The organism is uncultured Roseibium sp. (assembly GCF_963675095.2).
Taxonomy (GTDB): Bacteria; Pseudomonadota; Alphaproteobacteria; order Rhizobiales; family Stappiaceae; genus Roseibium.
This window is the reverse complement of the sequence record NZ_CAXXSJ010000056.1, coordinates 198,129-213,489: the sequence shown is the minus strand read 5'-3', so window position 1 is coordinate 213,489 and position 15,361 is coordinate 198,129. Positions and strand designations below refer to the sequence as shown.

Sequence of the window (15,361 nt, the reverse complement as noted above, 5' to 3'; positions counted from 1 at the left end):
TTTATTAACCGGCTCATTAGGGCCGTTTTTTTAGGCAAGAACAATCTTGAGGCGGTGACCGGAGGAAAGTTTTTTTCGAGCGGTCTGGAAAACCGGCCTTTTTCCGCAGGAAACATCGCCGCGGAAATCGTTGCCGGCTTTCCTGCCGACCGCCGTTTCTCCGTTGCGAATCAGCTGCAGGCCGTATTTTGCAGGATCAGCCGGGTGACTTCCTGCGGTATTTCCAGATGGGGCATATGGCCGACCCGTTCGAAGATATGGGTGGCAACGGTGCCGGGCAGCTTGTGGGCCTGCCGGGTCGGCAGCACCCGGTCCTGGGTGCCCCAGACGACCTTGATCGGCATGGGCAGGGCGGCGAGTTCCGCCCGCGGCAGGGTCTTCTGGGTGGTGCCGTCGATGATCTCGTCGGCAATGGCTGCAAGCGTTGCTGCTGCTCCCGGCCGGGCGCGGGATTCCGCTGCGGTGCGGGCGAGAAGGGGCGGCAGTTTGAATTCCCAGCCGAAGAACTGCTCCAGCAGCATTTCCATTTCGTCCGGGCTGGTTGCGGCCGCATAGCGGCGCAGGAGCTTGTGATTGATTTCCGGACCGAAGCCGCCTGGGGCGAGCAGGGTCAGGCTCGCGATCCGCTCCGGTGCGCGCAGCGCGATCAGGGCCGCGATGGCCCCACCCATGGAATGGCCGACCAGATGGACCTTTTCCAGCTCAAGCGCGTCCAGAGACTGGCTGACCGCCTTGGCGGCGATGGCGGCGTTGCCGATCCTCGGCCAGTCCAGCGCGTCGCCGTGCCCGGGCAGATCGAAGGCGATCGAGCGGCGGGACGGGGCAAGGGCTGTCTGGAGGTTCAGCCAGGTTGCCTTGTCGCCGCCGAAGCCGTGAAGGAGGACAACAGGAGTGTTCTCCGCAGCCTCAGAGCCTTTCTGGTCGTGATAGGGCAGGTGGGCCGGGGCGGTCGGGCGAAGGTCGGTCATGGATGGTCCTGAACAGTGATTTCGTGTTGAGCGAGCGGGTGCTGCCGGGGCATGCGTCCGGCCCGGAGGATTGGGATCAGTTGGCGGGTTTCAGAGAGAACAAGGGGCGTTTGGAGGCAAAGCCGGTCAGCTCGAAGGAGCCGACGGGGTCCAGCCGGTCCGGGACGAGATCGGCGATGTCCTGGGTCATAAGGGTCTCGACCCCGACCGCCTTGGTCAGGGCTTCGATGCGGGCGGCGGCGTGGACCGTCTGGCCGATGACGGAGAAGGTCAGCCGGGTGGACACGCCGATATTGCCGAACATCACATCGCCGACGGAAAGGGCCATGCCCACTTTCAGAGGATGCTTTTCCTCGCCGGTCCGGTTGAGGGTTTCCAACCGGTGCCGGACCTCGTCGGTTGCGGCGATCGCCCGGCGGGCGGCCTCCTCCAGGCCAAGGTCGCTGATCGGAAAGATGCCCAGCACTGCATCGCCGATGAAATCGAGAACCTCGCCACCTTCCTTCAGGACGGCGCCGGCGGTGACATCGAAGTAGGTGTTGAGAAATTTCAGATACCGGTCCGGCCCGAGATCCTCCGCGATCGATGTCGAGTTGCGCATGTCGCAATAGAAGATCACGGCCTTGATGGTCTCGCCATCGCCGTGGCGGATCTGACCGCTCAGGACCTTGGATCCCGCCCAGGCGCCGAGATAGGTTTCGGCGATCGTTCGGGTGATCTGGGCTTCCAGATTGGCCCGGGCCGCAAGCGCCAGACGTTTCTGGATGTAATGGATGGCATGCAAGGCATCGTCGGGAAAACCACCCGGGGTTCGCGTCGCCCAACTGACGATGATTCCGGTCTTGCCCTCCATGTCGGCAATGGCGGGCATGTCGAAATGAATCTTGAGGACGAGATAATCGGTGTAGCCGGCCTCGGCCAATTCCTTGCAGAGCGGATAGTCGTACTCCGCTTTAGGCTGATCCAGGCAACGGCGCAGCATCGGTTCGGGGCTGTCCAGCAGTGCGCGCATCGGGCTCGCCAACCAGGCTTCGCCGTCGGTTTCGCTGTGCTCGATCTTCTCGTGGCGCACCGCCTCGCCGGCCTGCCAGAAAGCGACCTCCGACCGAATAAGCGGGTGAAGCGTCGCCCAGGCAAGCATGGCCCGGTCCACCGGCACATGACAGTCGCGCAGGCGCCGGCACATTTCGCCGAACATGTCGGGAACCAGCGCGGATCCGAGCGCCTGCTCGATCAGCCAGTCCTCCACCGCGTCGATGTCTTGCATGTTCACCATGGCGCCACGTTAAGTCGGTTTTTTGGTAATCGCTATGGTCAGTTCGATTGCCGCGGAAATTTAATCGGATCCGGCGTCGGCAACCTTGCCCGGCGGCACGATGATCCAGTTGAGGGTGACGGGGCGCATGGTGCCGGACCCCGGGGCGTGAAAGCTCTTGAAGCCTTGCCGGGTGGCTGTCGGATAGAGGTGCCGGAACATTTGCGGCATCTCCGTCCCATCGCCGGTCCAGACCAGGAGCACACCCTTTTTCTGGATGTCCTCCGCATCGATCCACGGACTTTCGATCGGATCGTGATTGAGGAACATGGATGGCCGGCTCGGGGCGAACAGGGTCAGGTGGGCGGCGGGCCACATCTCGCCCGCGACATAGGCCAGCGGCGTGCCCGTTTCCTTTTGCCATTCGTCGGAGAGGAACAGGGCGGTCTCCCGTCCCGGATAGTGGATCCGCGACAGCTTCTTCTTCCAAAGGGGTTCCAGCAGTGCCTGGCCGGTGATGACGCCAAGGAAGATCGCCTGGATGAGCGCTGCCGTGATGAAGGCTCGTTTCGGGGAACTCCAGTCTACAGGGACCCGAAACGCGCAGACGGCGAGGATGCCTGACAGCACGAACATCGGCGTGCCCCACATCTGCTTGAACTCGTTGCCTGTCACGGCGGATGCCAGCAGAACGACACCGAGCGGCAGGAACGCGAACCAGAGCAGGAAGAGGGAATCGGACCGGTTTTCCAGTTTTGGGGCCGGCAGCTTCAGCCGGATTTTTTTCAAGGATGCAAGGCTGAAACCTGCAAGCACGACCAGGAACAGCCCTGCGTGATTGGCAATCTGGGCGCCGAGGAAGTTGACCGGATTGTAAAAATGATCAATCCAGCCGGCGGCTCCATGGCTGCGGCTTGCGGCGTATTGGAAGGTGATGAAGTCGGTCTTGGCCAGCCAGGCAAGGTGCGGCGCGAAGGCGAGCAGGCAGACCACAGCGGCGAGCCAGGGCCCGGGCGTCATTACATGGCGGCGGGCGGAGGGGAACACCAGAGCATAAAGGCCGATCGCCCCGATCAGCAGGGCGACAAAATATTTGGTGTAGAGGCCAAAGGCGGCCAGCAGCCCCAGGATCACCCAGTCTATGAGCCGGCCCTTTTCCAGGGCCCGATGAAAGAACAGGATCATGCCCGCCCAGACCGGGATCTGCAGGATATTCGGGTTGAACTCCGGTGCGGGCAGGGTGAAGTAGAAGGTGACGCTGGTTAGGACAATAGCCCAGAAGGCCTGCCGGGCACTCAGGCCAAGGCGGCGTGCCAGATGCCAGATGGCGAGATAACCGAGGCCGATCGAGATCCCGCTGAGCCAGTAGGCGCCATAGGCCTTGCCGCCAGTCAGGTGAAAGCTCAGCTCCAGGAGCCAGGCCTGCATCGGCGGGTGCTTGGTGTAGCCGAGCGCCATCTCCCGACCCCAGGCAAACCCTTCCACCACGTCGAGCGGCGGGTTGGGGAAGAACAGGGAAGGGATCAGCGCCCAGAGCAGGCAGATCGTTATTCCATAGGCGAGGGCAGAGCGTTCGGCGGACATCATGCAGTCTGACTCACAAGTCGTGCTGGGGGGCGGAGAAGGCCCAGAAGCGCGCGCCGAGGAACGTAAGCGCGGGGACCACCGCAATTGCAAACAGGATCCCGAGCGTGTCCGGCCAGGGCGTGAACGCGAGCCAGCTTGCGAGCACGCCGGAATTCAAGGCGAAACCACTGATCGCCAGCAGAAAGAACCGGCGCATGCGCCGGACTGTCTGTCCTGGCGTATGGGTTGCCGCGAAGCTCCAGAAATGATGGCCGCTGAAGGAGACGGCGAAGGCGACCAGAAAGCCGACGATATTGGCGGGGAAGGCGTTGAGGAGGTTCGTGTTCAAGAGGGTGACGGCGACACCGGCATGGGTCAGTGTCGCGATGGCGCCGACCACGGCGAACCGGCCCGCCATACCGGCTTCGGCGACGACCTTGCTCTTCGCAGTCCCGGTCACTTGGTGGGCGCCTTCATCTTTTCAGGGGCTTTGCCTTCGATCACGTCCTGGACCAGATAGACGGGGCGTTGTTTGGCTTCATTGAACAGCCGGGCGATATATTCGCCAATCATGCCGATGGACAGAAGCTGGATGCCGGAGAAGAACAACAGGCCGACCATCAGCGAGGCATAGCCGGGCACATCGATGCCGTAGACCAGCACGCGAATGACCAGGTAGAGCGCATAGGCAAAGGAAAGGGCTGCCACCAGTGCTCCGCCATAGAGCCAGACGCGAAGCGGCATGGTGGTGAAGCCGGTCAGTCCGTCGATGGCGAAGTTCCAGAGTTTCCAGTAATTCCACTTGCCCTCGCCGGCGCGCCGCGGCGGGCGCTCGTAAGGCAGGGCCATGGTGGGGAAACCGACCCATGCGAACAGCCCCTTCATGAAGCGGTTGCGTTCGGGCAGTCTTAAAAGCGCATCGACAACCACCCGGTCGATGAGCCGGAAATCGCCTGCATTGGCGGGCATGTTGATATTGGCGAGGCGATTGAACAGCCGGTAGAACAGGTCCGCAGAGCCGCGCTTCATCAACGTATCGGAGGAGCGGTCGACCCGCAGCCCATAGACGACGTCATAACCGGCGCGCCAGCCGTCGAGCATTTGCGGAATGAGCTCCGGAGGATCCTGCAGGTCGGCGTCAATGATGACGATGACATCACCCCTGGCGTGTTCAAGGCCTGCGGACAGCGCGGCCTCCTTGCCGAAATTGCGCGACAGGCCGACGAGCCGGCCCGGCAGGCTGCCTTCCAGTTGTCCGGAGATCAGATTGGCGGTGTTGTCCCGGCTGCCGTCATCGATGAAGACATATTCGTAAGGCAGGCCGAGCGGATCGAGCACCGCCCTTGTGTCGTTCAGGAAGTGGTCGATGACGTCTTCTTCGTTGAAGACCGGTACGACGATGCTGATGAGCGGGGCTTCCGGGCGGGTTTCATGGCGCCGGCGCAGGTAGGGTGTACTGTCTTGCTCAGTCATTGTGCTCATGCATCAAACCGGTCGTCGCCCCTGACTTGAAAGTCGGGCTGGCTGTTCATGCGCCTTGCGTACCCCGGTTTCGGACAAATGTCACACGGGAAGACCGGACACCGCTAAACGGTGTCCGTTTCGATCCGGACGACGGTTGGGTGCGATCCGAGAATGCAGGGTTCGGATGGCGCCTACTGGGCGGCATCCAGCGGGACTTCGTCCTTCGCGCGCGAGCCCTGGAGGATCTGTTTTTGCTTCTTGGCCTTGGCCACGGCCGCCCTGGAGGCGTCGTTCAGCTCGAACATTTCCAGGCTTTCCTCTTCGCCCTCGACAACCGGCTTGATGGCAAGATCGGTGTAGCTCCGGTTGCTCTTGTCCTTCTGGATCCGCATGCGCATGCGGTTGAGCTTCCAGGCATAGGCGCCGAACTTCAGGTATTTGATCAGGCTGTCGACGGCGAAGGCCGGATAGAACAGGATCGACGGGACCCGCTTGAAGCCGGGACGGCGCTGCTCGGGGTCCTTCAGGCGGAGATAGCCGCACTGCTGCGGATGGACACCCTCGAAATGCATGGCGCCGTAGATCTGCAGGCACATGCGCCAGACGCGGACAGGCTTGATGCCATAGGCCATGTTCCGGCGCATCAGGGTCTCGATATGCTCGTCCGTGTAATACCAGTCCCAGATATCCTCGTAGGTCTGCTGCCAGACCTCCTTGCTCATCTTCGGGTGCTCGATGGTGGCGTGTTCGAGGTCGTAGCGGTTGAGGTCGGGATCGAGCCAGGTGCCTTTTTCGTAAAGCACCTTGTGGTCTTCGGAGCCGGGCAGCGGCGTGAGCATGGTGAACTCGAGCACGTCGACCGGCAGTTCCCGCTTCACCAGTTCGATGTCGCGCCGGATGCTCTCCGGCGTGTCGTTCGGCAGTCCCATGATGAAGCCGGCATAGGTCATGATGCCGTGCTCCTTCCACATCTGGAACATCCTGCGGTATTCGGTGATCCGGTTCTGGCCCTTCTTCATGTGGACCAGGTTTTCCGGATTGATGCTTTCCAGGCCGATGAAGACGTTGGTGCATCCGGCCCTTGCCGCCTTTTCGATGAAATTCGGCAGCCGGTGGGCAAGCGTGTCGACCTGGATCAGGAAGCGGATGCTGATGCCTTCCTTCTCGCGCAGCTCGATGATCCGGTCGAAGATCGGTTCCCAGTTCTTGTTGCGGGCGAAATTGTCGTCGGTGATGAAGAACGAGTGGATGCCCTGGGCATGGTTGGCGCGGATCAGGGTTTCGATGTCGTCCGCATCCCGCCAGCGCGACTTCCTGCCCTGCACGTTGATGATGGTGCAGAAGGAACACTGGAACGGGCAGCCGCGTCCGGCATCGAAGGAAGACGTCTTGCCGTCGTATTTCCGGACAATGCTTTCCGGCAGGAGCGGCGCCACCTGATGCTGCAGGCCCGGCAGGTCGTTCATCTTGTTGTAGATCGGCTGCAGCTTGCTCTCGTAGGCCTCCTTGAGGAAGTCGTCGAAACATTCCTCCACCTCGCCGGCAAAGAGCGTCACGCCCAGATCGAGAGCGTCCTGAAGATCTTTTGGAAGATCCTTCAGCATGGAAATGCAGCCCGACACATGGAAACCGCCGATGGCGACCGTAATGCCTTGCGCGCGCAGTGTTCGGGCGATGTCCAGGGCGCGGGGGTACTGATTGGACTGAACGCCGACCAGGCAGACCATGCCCTTGTTGTCATTTGACTTGATGGTGCGGGCGATCCGGTCGAGCGGAAGGCGCATGGTCATTTCGTCATAGGCGTTGACGACGACGTCGACATCCTCACCCAGAACCTTGCGGTCGGCGCTGTCCTGGGCGATCGCGTAGAGGCAGGCCATCGAGTTGGAGGGGATCCAGGCCTTCCACCACTGAAGAACATAGCCGTCATTGTCGTAGTGCGACGGTTTGATGATCTCGATATGGAATTTCGGCATGTTTGAACGCCCCTCGCCTGTAACGCCTGATCGTCAATTCATCTCATCAACGGCTTTGTATTGCGCAATACCAAACGTCGTGAGCCTGCTTGTCCGGGTTAACAAGTTCTTAACCCAGCGTAATGTGCCGGGGTATTTTCAGCAAGCGGCAAGTTGCAGCGGAAAGGGTCGAATTTCAGGCAGTTTCCGATAAAAAAAAACCGCCATCCGAATTGTTTCGGACGGCGGTTTTATGATCGCAGGTTTGTCAGGAGCCGATCAGTTCAACGCCCCGTGGCAATGCTTGTATTTCTTGCCGGAGCCGCAGGGGCAGGCCTCGTTGCGGCCGACCTTGCCCCAGGTTGACGGATCCTCAGGATTGCGGGCCGCAGCGGGGGCAGGCGGTGCGAGCTGAGCATCTGCCAACGCCATTTCGTCCATGCCCGTTGTTGCATCGACATGATGTGCATGCATTTCCGGCAGTTCTTCTTCCGCGAAGGCGGGCGCCTGTTCCTGCACCAGTTCGACCCGCAACAGCTGTGCGGTCGTGACCTGGCGGAGCTGGGACAACATGGCCTCGAACAGCGTGAAAGCTTCGGTCTTGTATTCCTGCAGCGGATCGCGCTGGGCGTATCCGCGGAAACCGATGACCGAGCGCAGGTGGTCGAGGTTCGACAGGTGATCCCGCCACAGGTGATCGAAGGTCTGCAGCAGGATTGCTTTTTCCACCTGGCGCATGATGGGCGCGGAGTATTTGGCCACTTTCTGCGCCATGGCTTCATCGGCGACCCGGCGGAGGCGGTCCTTGACCTCTTCCTCCGCAATGCCTTCCTCCGCGGCCCAGTCCTTGATCGGCAGGTCCATGTTGAGGATGTTCCGGACTTCTTCCTGAAGGCCCTCGGTATCCCATTGCTCCGGATAGGCGCGTTCCGGGATGTGGCGGGCGACAAGGTCCTCGATCACGTCGTGACGCATGTCGGCCACGGCTTCCTGGATGGCTTCGCCGTCCATGAGTTCGACGCGCTGCTCGAAGACCACCTTGCGCTGGTCGTTCATGACGTCGTCGTACTTGAGCACGTTCTTGCGCATGTCGAAGTTGCGGGCCTCGACCTTCTGCTGCGCTTTTTCCAGGGCCTTGTTGATCCACGGGTGGATAATGGCCTCGCCTTCTTCCAGCCCGAGCTTCTGCAGCATGGAATCCATGCGCTCGGAGCCGAAGATGCGCATCAGGTCGTCCTGCAGCGACAGGAAGAACTTGGAGTGACCGGGATCGCCCTGACGGCCGGAACGGCCGCGCAGCTGGTTGTCGATCCGGCGGCTCTCGTGCCGTTCGGTCCCGATCACATAGAGACCGCCGGCCGCAAGTGCTTTTTGCTTGAGTTCCTCAACCTCGGCGCGGATCGCCGCGATTTTGGCGTCGCGCTCTTCGCCTTCCGGAACATCGGCGATTTCGCGTTCGATGCGCAGGTCGGCGTTGCCGCCGAGCTGAATATCGGTGCCGCGGCCGGCCATGTTGGTGGCGATCGTTACCGCACCGGGCAGACCCGCCTGGGCGATGATGAAGGCTTCCTGCTCGTGGTAGCGGGCGTTCAGGACCGCGAAGATCTTTTCCTTCGAGGTGCCCTGGTCGCCGTCATAAAGCGGGGCGAAGGCGTCGGGATCGGTTACGTCGATCTGCTTGTAGCCGTGTTTCTTCAGAAGCTCCGCCAGATATTCCGATTTTTCGATCGACGTGGTGCCGACCAGGATCGGCTGACCGCGTTCCTTGCAATCGTCGATCAGCTTGACGATCGCGTGGTACTTTTCCTCGACCGTGCGGTAGACCTCGTCATCGTCGTCGATACGGGAAACCGGCATGTTGGTCGGGATCTCGATCACGTCGAGCCCGTATATGTCCATGAATTCGTCCGCTTCGGTCGAGGCCGTGCCGGTCATGCCGGCCAGCTTGTCGTACATGCGGAAGTAGTTCTGGAAGGTAATGGAGGCGAGCGTCTGGTTCTCCGGCTGGATACGGACCTTTTCGCGGGCCTCGAGTGCCTGGTGCAGCCCTTCGGAGAACCGGCGACCCGGCATCATGCGGCCGGTGAATTCGTCGATAATGACCACTTCGCCGTTGCGGACGATATAATCCTTGTCGCGCTGGAACAGCTTGTGCGCCTTCAGCGCCTGCTGCAGGTGGTGCACGACGGAGACGTTTTCGACGTCATAAAGCGACTCGCCTTTCAGAAGGCCGGCCTCGCTGAGAAGCTTCTCCAGCTTTTCGTTACCCGCTTCGGTGAAGTGGGTCGACCGCTGCTTTTCATCGAGTTCGAAGTCTTCTTCCGTCAGGTGGGGGATGAAGGCGTCGACAGTGTTGTAGAAGTCCGAACGGTCTTCGAGCGGACCGGAAATGATCAGCGGGGTTCTTGCTTCGTCGATCAGGATGGAGTCGACTTCGTCGACGATCGCGAAGGCGTGGTCGCGCTGAACCATCGATTCACGGTCGTGCTTCATGTTGTCGCGCAGATAGTCGAAGCCGAACTCGTTGTTGGTGCCGTAAGTCACGTCGGCCGCGTAGGCATCACGGCGCTCTTCATCGGACAGTCCGTGGGTGATGCAGCCGACGGACAGGCCGAGGAAGCGGTAGACCTGTCCCATCCAGTCGCTGTCGCGTTGGGCGAGATAGTCGTTGACGGTCACCACATGGACGCCGCGTCCTGTCAGGGCGTTCAGATAGACCGGAGCGGTGGCCACCAGGGTCTTGCCTTCACCGGTTCGCATCTCGGCGATCCGTCCGGAATTCAGAACCATGCCGCCGATCAGCTGGACATCGTAGTGACGTTGCCCGAGCGCGCGTTTTGCGGCTTCGCGAACGGTTGCGAAAGCGGGAACCAGAAGGTCGTCCAGAGACGTTCCGTTCTTGTACTGCTCTCGGAACTGACCGGTTCGGGCGCGCAACTCGTCGTCCGAAAGAGCCTGTATTTCCGGTTCGAGCGCGTTGATCTGGTCAACCGTTGCCCGGAATGATTTTACCTTGCGGTCATTGGCGGAACCGAAAATCTTACGTGCTAAAGCGCCAAGGCCAGCCATGTGGCGGTCCTTCCCCTGTCGGGCGGCGACCAAAAGACAGTGTCAGGCGCCAGCCCATGAAATCGTCTCAATTGCTGTCCACTTTCTTCTGATCGTGCCAGTGCACAAGCAGAAAACTCGCGGCGAAGATCATGCCCGAACCCGAAGGCCGGGACGCTCGACAGATAAGAGGGGGGCCAGATGCTTGTCAACGCCGCTGGTTTCGGCAAAGTTGGGCAACGCCCTGCCGGGTAGGGCCGTTATAAAAACAGTTCCGAATTGCAAAGGACACCAAATGTTCCATTTTTCCACGCGCCGGTCTGCACGGTTGCTTCTCGTACCTGCGCTCGCACTGACGCTGGGTAGTACGGCAATTCATGCGGCAGAACCGGACGATGTTGTCGCGAAGGTCGGCGATGCGGAGATCACCGAGGCGGATCTCGCCTATGCCGCCCAGGATATCGGCGCCGACTTGCAGAAATTTCCGCCGACGCAGTGGCGTTCCATTCTGCTCGATGTCGTCGTCGACATGGAACTTTTCGCCCAGGCGGCCGAAAAGGATGGTCTCGGCGACAGTGATGACGTCAAGCGTCAGTTGAATTTCCTGAAGCTGAAGGTGCTGCGCAACGCCTATCTGAAAGACAAGATCGACGCCTCGATTTCCCCCGACGATCTGAAGGCGGCCTATGACAAGGAATACGCCGACTTCAGCGGTGAGGAAATCAGCGCGCGTCACATCCTGGTCAAGGACAAGGCGGAAGCTGAAGAGATCATCAAACAGTTGGAAGACGGCGCCGATTTCGCCGAACTGGCCAAGGAAAAGTCGACCGGGCCGTCCGGACCCAAGGGCGGCGAGCTCGGATATTTCTCTAAGGGTCAGATGGTGCCGGAATTCGAAACGGCCGCTTTCGCCCTGGGCAAGGGCAGCATCACCAAGGAACCGGTTCAGACCCAGTTCGGCTGGCACGTGATCAAGGTCGAGGACAAGCGTCCGCTGGAAAAGCCGAAATTCGAAGATGTCGCCGCACAACTGCGCCAGCAGCTCATTCGCGAACGCTATGAGACCGTGATGGCGGAACTGAAGGCAGACACCCCGGTCGAGATCCTCGATCCGACGCTCGCGGAGCAGCCGGAAGCGAAATAAGCGCATTTGCGTTTAAACACTCTGGACGAGACCGCTCCGGCACAGGCATAAGAGCCTGAACCGGAGCGGTTTTCTTTTTCTTGATCCACGTGCTGCAGGAGTTTGGCCTATGGCCGCGTCAGCGTCAGTTTCTCCCCTTGCCCCCAAATCCTATCCGGACATGCCGGAAATTGATGGCGTTCGTTTCGCAACGGCCGAAGCCGGCATCAAGTACAAGGGCCGGACGGACGTCCTTCTGGCGCGGATCGACGCGGGAACCACCGTCGCCGGCGTCTTCACCAAGTCGCGCTGCTCGTCGGCACCGGTCGACTGGTGCAAGTCCATCCTGAAAACGGGAAGCGCTCGCGGCCTGATGGTCAACTCCGGCAATGCCAATGCCTTTACCGGCAAGAAGGGCAAGGCTGCCGTCGAACTGTCCGCACGGATCGCTGCCAAGGCGCTGGATTGCAAGCCGGAAGAAATCTTTCTGGCCTCGACCGGCGTAATCGGCGAGCCGCTTGCGGCGGAAAAATTCGAGACCGTGAATCGACGGCCTTGCCGCGATGGAAAAACCGGCCGCGTGGATCGACGCCGCCAAGGCGATCATGACCACCGATACCTATCCCAAGGTGGCCACCGCCTCGGTCGACATCGACGGGGAAACGGTGACCATCAACGGCATGGCCAAGGGAGCGGGGATGATCGCTCCGGACATGGCGACCATGCTGTCGTTCATCTTCACCGATGCTGCGATTTCCGCCGACGTGCTGCAGGCCATGCTCTCCGGCGAAGTCGACGGCAGCTTCAATTCGCTGACGGTCGACAGCGATACCTCGACCTCCGACACGGTGCTGCTGTTTGCAACCGGTGCGGCGGCGAAACGGGGCGTGGAACCCATCGCCTCCCTCGACGATCCGCGCGTGGACACGGTGCGGGCCGCGCTCGCCGATGTGATGGTCAACCTGTCCCAGCAGATCGTGCGGGACGGCGAAGGCGCGCGGAAGTTCGTCGAAATCCAGGTGGAAGGTGCGGAAAGCGATGCCTCTGCCAAGGTCATTGCCATGTCGATTGCCAATTCGCCGTTGGTGAAAACGGCGATCGCCGGTGAGGATGCCAACTGGGGCCGTGTGGTCATGGCGGTCGGAAAGGCCGGTGAGCCTGCGGACCGGGACCGGCTGGCCATCTGGTTCGGCGACGTTCGGGTCGCCGTGGAGGGCGAACGCGATCCGGACTATTCGGAAGCGGCTGCAAGCGCGGTCATGAAGGAGGAGGAGATCGTCATTCGCGTCGATCTCGGTCTCGGCAGCGGCCAGGCCCGGGTCTGGACCTGCGATCTCACCAAGGAATATGTCGCCATCAACGGCGATTACCGAAGCTGACGGCGGACGGACGGCGAAATACCCCGTGCAGAGTCTTAAGAAGTGTTGCGCAACAGGGTAAACCGTCCGTAAGTCATCTGTCAGACAGTGGAACAGTCACTTCATGAGCCGTATTGTCCTGGTCGCCGCCTGTGCCCTTGTCGATATTGACGGGCGTATCCTTCTCGCTCAGCGGCCGGAAGGAAAATCAATGGCCGGATTGTGGGAATTCCCGGGCGGAAAGGTCGAGGCGGGCGAGCGACCGGAAGAGACACTTATCAGAGAACTTTATGAAGAGCTCGGCATAAGCCGTTAACGAAGCGTGCCTCGCACCCCTGACCTTTGCGAGCCACGCTTACGAAGATTTTCACTTGTTGATGCCACTTTACGTCTGTCGTCGATGGGACGGAACGCCGAGCGCGATGGAAGGTCAGACCCTGAAATGGGTTCGCCCCGTCCGGCTTCGCGATTACCCCATGCCTCCCGCCGACGAGCCGCTGATACCGCATCTGATGGATCTGGTATCGACGTAAGGGGCATGTTGCCCCGATCCGTTTGGTGAAAGGGCACTGTCATGACGCACGTTGGAAAGGCGACCGGCTTCTTCGAAAACTGGACTAGCGGCTTCCGTGCAGCGTTTCTCCAGAGACGAGACAGGTGCCACCACGGTCGAATACGGCATGATCGTCGGCATGATCAGCGTCGCCATCATCGCGACCATGACGTCGATCGGCGTCACCATCCGGGACGATATCTTCGGCGTGATCTCCACCGCGATGAGCGGCGGCGAGGCGGACTAACCCTTCTTTCCGACTACTTCTTCAAATCGTCGTCCTGCGCTTTCAGCGCATCGGCGAGGCTTGTCTTTGCGGATCCCGGCTTCAAGGGTTTCTGCTGGCTCTCGTGCGGGGCCCAGCCGGAGAGCGACACGAGGGCGAAGGTTGCCCTGATCCGTCCATCCGCATCCGCGTGATCGCGGGCGTAAAGCTCCGCCGCCCTGAAGAAAACCTGTTTCGGCAGGGGATTTCTGCTGCGCTCCCGAAGGACGGATGCCGCCCCCATCGCCCTGAGATCGTTCATCAGGTCGAACAGCGTATTGTAGCGAACCGTGATCCGGTCGAGGTCGGTGACGGGCAAGGTGAACCCGGCCCGCTGGAGCAGGCTGCCCAGTTCGCGGACATCGGTGAACGGGCCGACCCGCGGGGCTGCGCCGCCGCTCAGTTCCAGTTCCGCGCGCATCAGCACATCGCGGAGTTCGAAAAGCGTCTCGGCGCCCGGCAGCGTGGCCAGAAACAGGCCATCGGGCTCAAGCGCCCGGCGGATCTGGATCAGGGTGCCTGGAAGGTCGTTGACGAACTGCAGCGAAAGTGCGGAGACGATCAGTCCGACCGACCCATCCTTCAGGGGCGGCAGGGCATCATCAAAGACGAAGTCGGGCGGGTCGAGGGCCGGATCAGGGTCGAACAGGTCTCCCCGGTAGACGGCGTCGACCTTACCGCTTTGTCTCAGCATGTCGGCGATATGCCCGGTGTGGCCACCCAGATCGATTCCCGTTTTGAAGCTGCGGCTGATCATCGAAAGCCGGTCGGCGAGGTCGTCGTTGACGGCCTTCAGCAGGAAATCGGCGCCGCTTACTTTTTTCCGGAGCGCGTTGAGACGGCGTTGCCTGAAAAGCCGGCGATCGAAGATGTCGGGAGCGGTCATTGAATTTCGCGGGTCCTGCTGACAGCCAATTCCGGCTGCGCTCTTTCGTTGACATAGGCAATGCAACCGTCCGCGTCAAAACGTGATAGCCTGAGCGGCGTTTTTCGGGGGTGGACCGTGCCGCAGTTGAGTTTGGCAGGGAAGGGGCTTGTCGGAATTGCCGGGCGGTGGAGCCGCCGGGCCGCCGGCGGCATGCTCGATCTGTTATTGCCGCCGCGTTGCCTCGCCTGCACGGCCGTAATCGATCAGCCTGGCGGACTATGCGCCGATTGCTGGCGCGACATGCCGTTTCTGGAGCCGCCCTGGTGCGCGCGTTACGGGACGCCGTTTTCCCATGATATCGGCAAGGACGCTCTGTCTCCGCGTGCCATCGCGGAGCCGCCGGTGTTCGACAGGGCGCGGGCGGCCACCCATTATTCCGGTCCGGCACGGGATCTGGTCCTGGCTTTGAAGTTTTCCCGAAGGCGGGAACTGGCCGGGCCCATGGGACGCTGGATGGTCCGGGCGGGCCGGGAGTTCCTGGGCGAAAACAGCGTGATCGTTCCGGTTCCGCTGCATCGCTTCCGCCTCTGGCAGCGCCGTTTCAATCAGGCCGCCGATCTTGCGCGCGCGGTTGCCGAATTGTCCGGCGGGACTTATGTGCCGACATTGCTGCATCGCAAACGAAGGACCCGGCAGCAGGTCGGCCTCGATGCCGCCGCCAGGCAGAAGAATGTGCGCGGCGCTTTCGCTATCCGTGAGGATCTGGAGGGATTTGTTTACGGAAAACAAGTGGCTCTCGTTGATGATGTGCTGACGACGGGCGCGACGGTTTCCGCTTGTACGAAGATCCTGAAGTCGGCGGGTGCTGCGGGTGTCGACGTGCTGACGTTTGCAAATGCGGATCCGGCGGGTGTTCTCGAATGAGTGAGAGATCTCGC

At 61.2% G+C, this 15,361-nt stretch carries 11 protein-coding genes and 2 pseudogenes; 5 read left to right on the top strand and 8 right to left on the bottom strand.

What is annotated here, in order from left to right; genetic code table 11:
• Nucleotides 1-170: 170 nt before the first annotated feature.
• The 7 genes from ABIN98_RS22350 to secA form a co-directional block, all read right to left on the bottom strand.
• Nucleotides 171-968 (bottom strand): alpha/beta fold hydrolase, encoded by a 798-nt coding sequence (locus ABIN98_RS22350; RefSeq protein ID WP_346913270.1) that lies wholly within the window; start codon nucleotides 966-968, stop codon nucleotides 171-173.
• A gap of 76 nt (nucleotides 969-1,044) precedes the next feature.
• Nucleotides 1,045-2,244, bottom strand: a complete 1,200-nt coding sequence (locus ABIN98_RS22345) for an adenylate/guanylate cyclase domain-containing protein (RefSeq protein WP_346913268.1) — start codon at nucleotides 2,242-2,244, stop codon at nucleotides 1,045-1,047.
• Between the two features lie 60 nt (nucleotides 2,245-2,304).
• A complete protein-coding gene (locus ABIN98_RS22340) occupies nucleotides 2,305-3,810 on the bottom strand; it encodes a glycosyltransferase family 39 protein (RefSeq protein WP_346913266.1) in 1,506 nt (501 codons plus the stop codon).
• A gap of 10 nt (nucleotides 3,811-3,820) precedes the next feature.
• Nucleotides 3,821-4,249: a GtrA family protein gene (locus ABIN98_RS22335; RefSeq protein ID WP_346913264.1), complete on the bottom strand. Its 429-nt coding sequence runs from the start codon at nucleotides 4,247-4,249 to the stop codon at nucleotides 3,821-3,823.
• Complete coding sequence (locus ABIN98_RS22330; protein ID WP_346913262.1) at nucleotides 4,246-5,271, bottom strand: glycosyltransferase family 2 protein; 1,026 nt, start codon at nucleotides 5,269-5,271, stop codon at nucleotides 4,246-4,248. Before ABIN98_RS22330 ends, ABIN98_RS22335 begins: the two co-directional genes overlap by 4 nt.
• 173 nt (nucleotides 5,272-5,444) lie before the next feature.
• Nucleotides 5,445-7,229 carry a radical SAM protein gene (locus ABIN98_RS22325; RefSeq protein WP_346913260.1) on the bottom strand — a complete coding sequence of 595 codons (1,785 nt, stop codon included), beginning with the start codon at nucleotides 7,227-7,229 and terminating at the stop codon, nucleotides 5,445-5,447.
• Between the two features lie 258 nt (nucleotides 7,230-7,487).
• Nucleotides 7,488-10,277 carry a preprotein translocase subunit SecA gene (gene secA, locus ABIN98_RS22320; RefSeq protein WP_346913258.1) on the bottom strand — a complete coding sequence of 930 codons (2,790 nt, stop codon included), beginning with the start codon at nucleotides 10,275-10,277 and terminating at the stop codon, nucleotides 7,488-7,490.
• A 274-nt stretch (nucleotides 10,278-10,551) separates the two neighbouring features.
• Here secA and ABIN98_RS22315 point away from each other — a divergent pair, with 274 nt between their 5' ends.
• The 4 genes and pseudogenes from ABIN98_RS22315 to ABIN98_RS22300 all read left to right on the top strand — a co-directional run bounded on the left by ABIN98_RS22315 (nucleotide 10,552) and on the right by ABIN98_RS22300 (nucleotide 13,537).
• Nucleotides 10,552-11,400 carry a peptidylprolyl isomerase gene (locus ABIN98_RS22315; protein ID WP_346913256.1) on the top strand — a complete coding sequence of 283 codons (849 nt, stop codon included), beginning with the start codon at nucleotides 10,552-10,554 and terminating at the stop codon, nucleotides 11,398-11,400.
• A 109-nt stretch (nucleotides 11,401-11,509) separates the two neighbouring features.
• Nucleotides 11,510-12,758: pseudogene (argJ, locus tag ABIN98_RS22310) on the top strand (bifunctional glutamate N-acetyltransferase/amino-acid acetyltransferase ArgJ).
• A gap of 103 nt (nucleotides 12,759-12,861) precedes the next feature.
• Nucleotides 12,862-13,270, top strand: a pseudogene (locus tag ABIN98_RS22305) ((deoxy)nucleoside triphosphate pyrophosphohydrolase).
• A 96-nt stretch (nucleotides 13,271-13,366) separates the two neighbouring features.
• A complete protein-coding gene (locus ABIN98_RS22300) occupies nucleotides 13,367-13,537 on the top strand; it encodes a Flp family type IVb pilin (protein ID WP_346913254.1) in 171 nt (56 codons plus the stop codon).
• 13 nt (nucleotides 13,538-13,550) lie between these two features.
• On the opposite strand, the gene ABIN98_RS22295 is transcribed toward ABIN98_RS22300, so the two are convergent.
• A complete protein-coding gene (locus tag ABIN98_RS22295) occupies nucleotides 13,551-14,441 on the bottom strand; it encodes a methyltransferase domain-containing protein (RefSeq protein ID WP_346913252.1) in 891 nt (296 codons plus the stop codon).
• A 117-nt stretch (nucleotides 14,442-14,558) separates the two neighbouring features.
• On the opposite strand from ABIN98_RS22295, the gene ABIN98_RS22290 reads away from it, so the two are divergent.
• Nucleotides 14,559-15,347, top strand: a complete 789-nt coding sequence (locus ABIN98_RS22290) for a ComF family protein (protein WP_394701586.1) — start codon at nucleotides 14,559-14,561, stop codon at nucleotides 15,345-15,347.
• Nucleotides 15,348-15,361 lie beyond the last annotated feature (14 nt).

Bases quoted from the DNA above. Each gene is read 5' to 3' on its own strand.
- ABIN98_RS22345 (WP_346913268.1), bottom strand. From the start codon at position 2,244: ATGGTGAACATGCAAGACATCGACGCGGTGGAGGACTGGCTGATCGAG.
- ABIN98_RS22295 (WP_346913252.1), bottom strand. From the start codon at position 14,441: ATGACCGCTCCCGACATCTTCGATCGCCGGCTTTTCAGGCAACGCCGT.
- ABIN98_RS22325 (WP_346913260.1), bottom strand. From the start codon at position 7,229: ATGCCGAAATTCCATATCGAGATCATCAAACCGTCGCACTACGACAAT.
- ABIN98_RS22350 (WP_346913270.1), bottom strand. From the start codon at position 968: ATGACCGACCTTCGCCCGACCGCCCCGGCCCACCTGCCCTATCACGAC.
- secA (WP_346913258.1), bottom strand. From the start codon at position 10,277: ATGGCTGGCCTTGGCGCTTTAGCACGTAAGATTTTCGGTTCCGCCAAT.
- ABIN98_RS22315 (WP_346913256.1), top strand. From the start codon at position 10,552: ATGTTCCATTTTTCCACGCGCCGGTCTGCACGGTTGCTTCTCGTACCT.
- ABIN98_RS22340 (WP_346913266.1), bottom strand. From the start codon at position 3,810: ATGATGTCCGCCGAACGCTCTGCCCTCGCCTATGGAATAACGATCTGC.
- ABIN98_RS22330 (WP_346913262.1), bottom strand. From the start codon at position 5,271: ATGAGCACAATGACTGAGCAAGACAGTACACCCTACCTGCGCCGGCGC.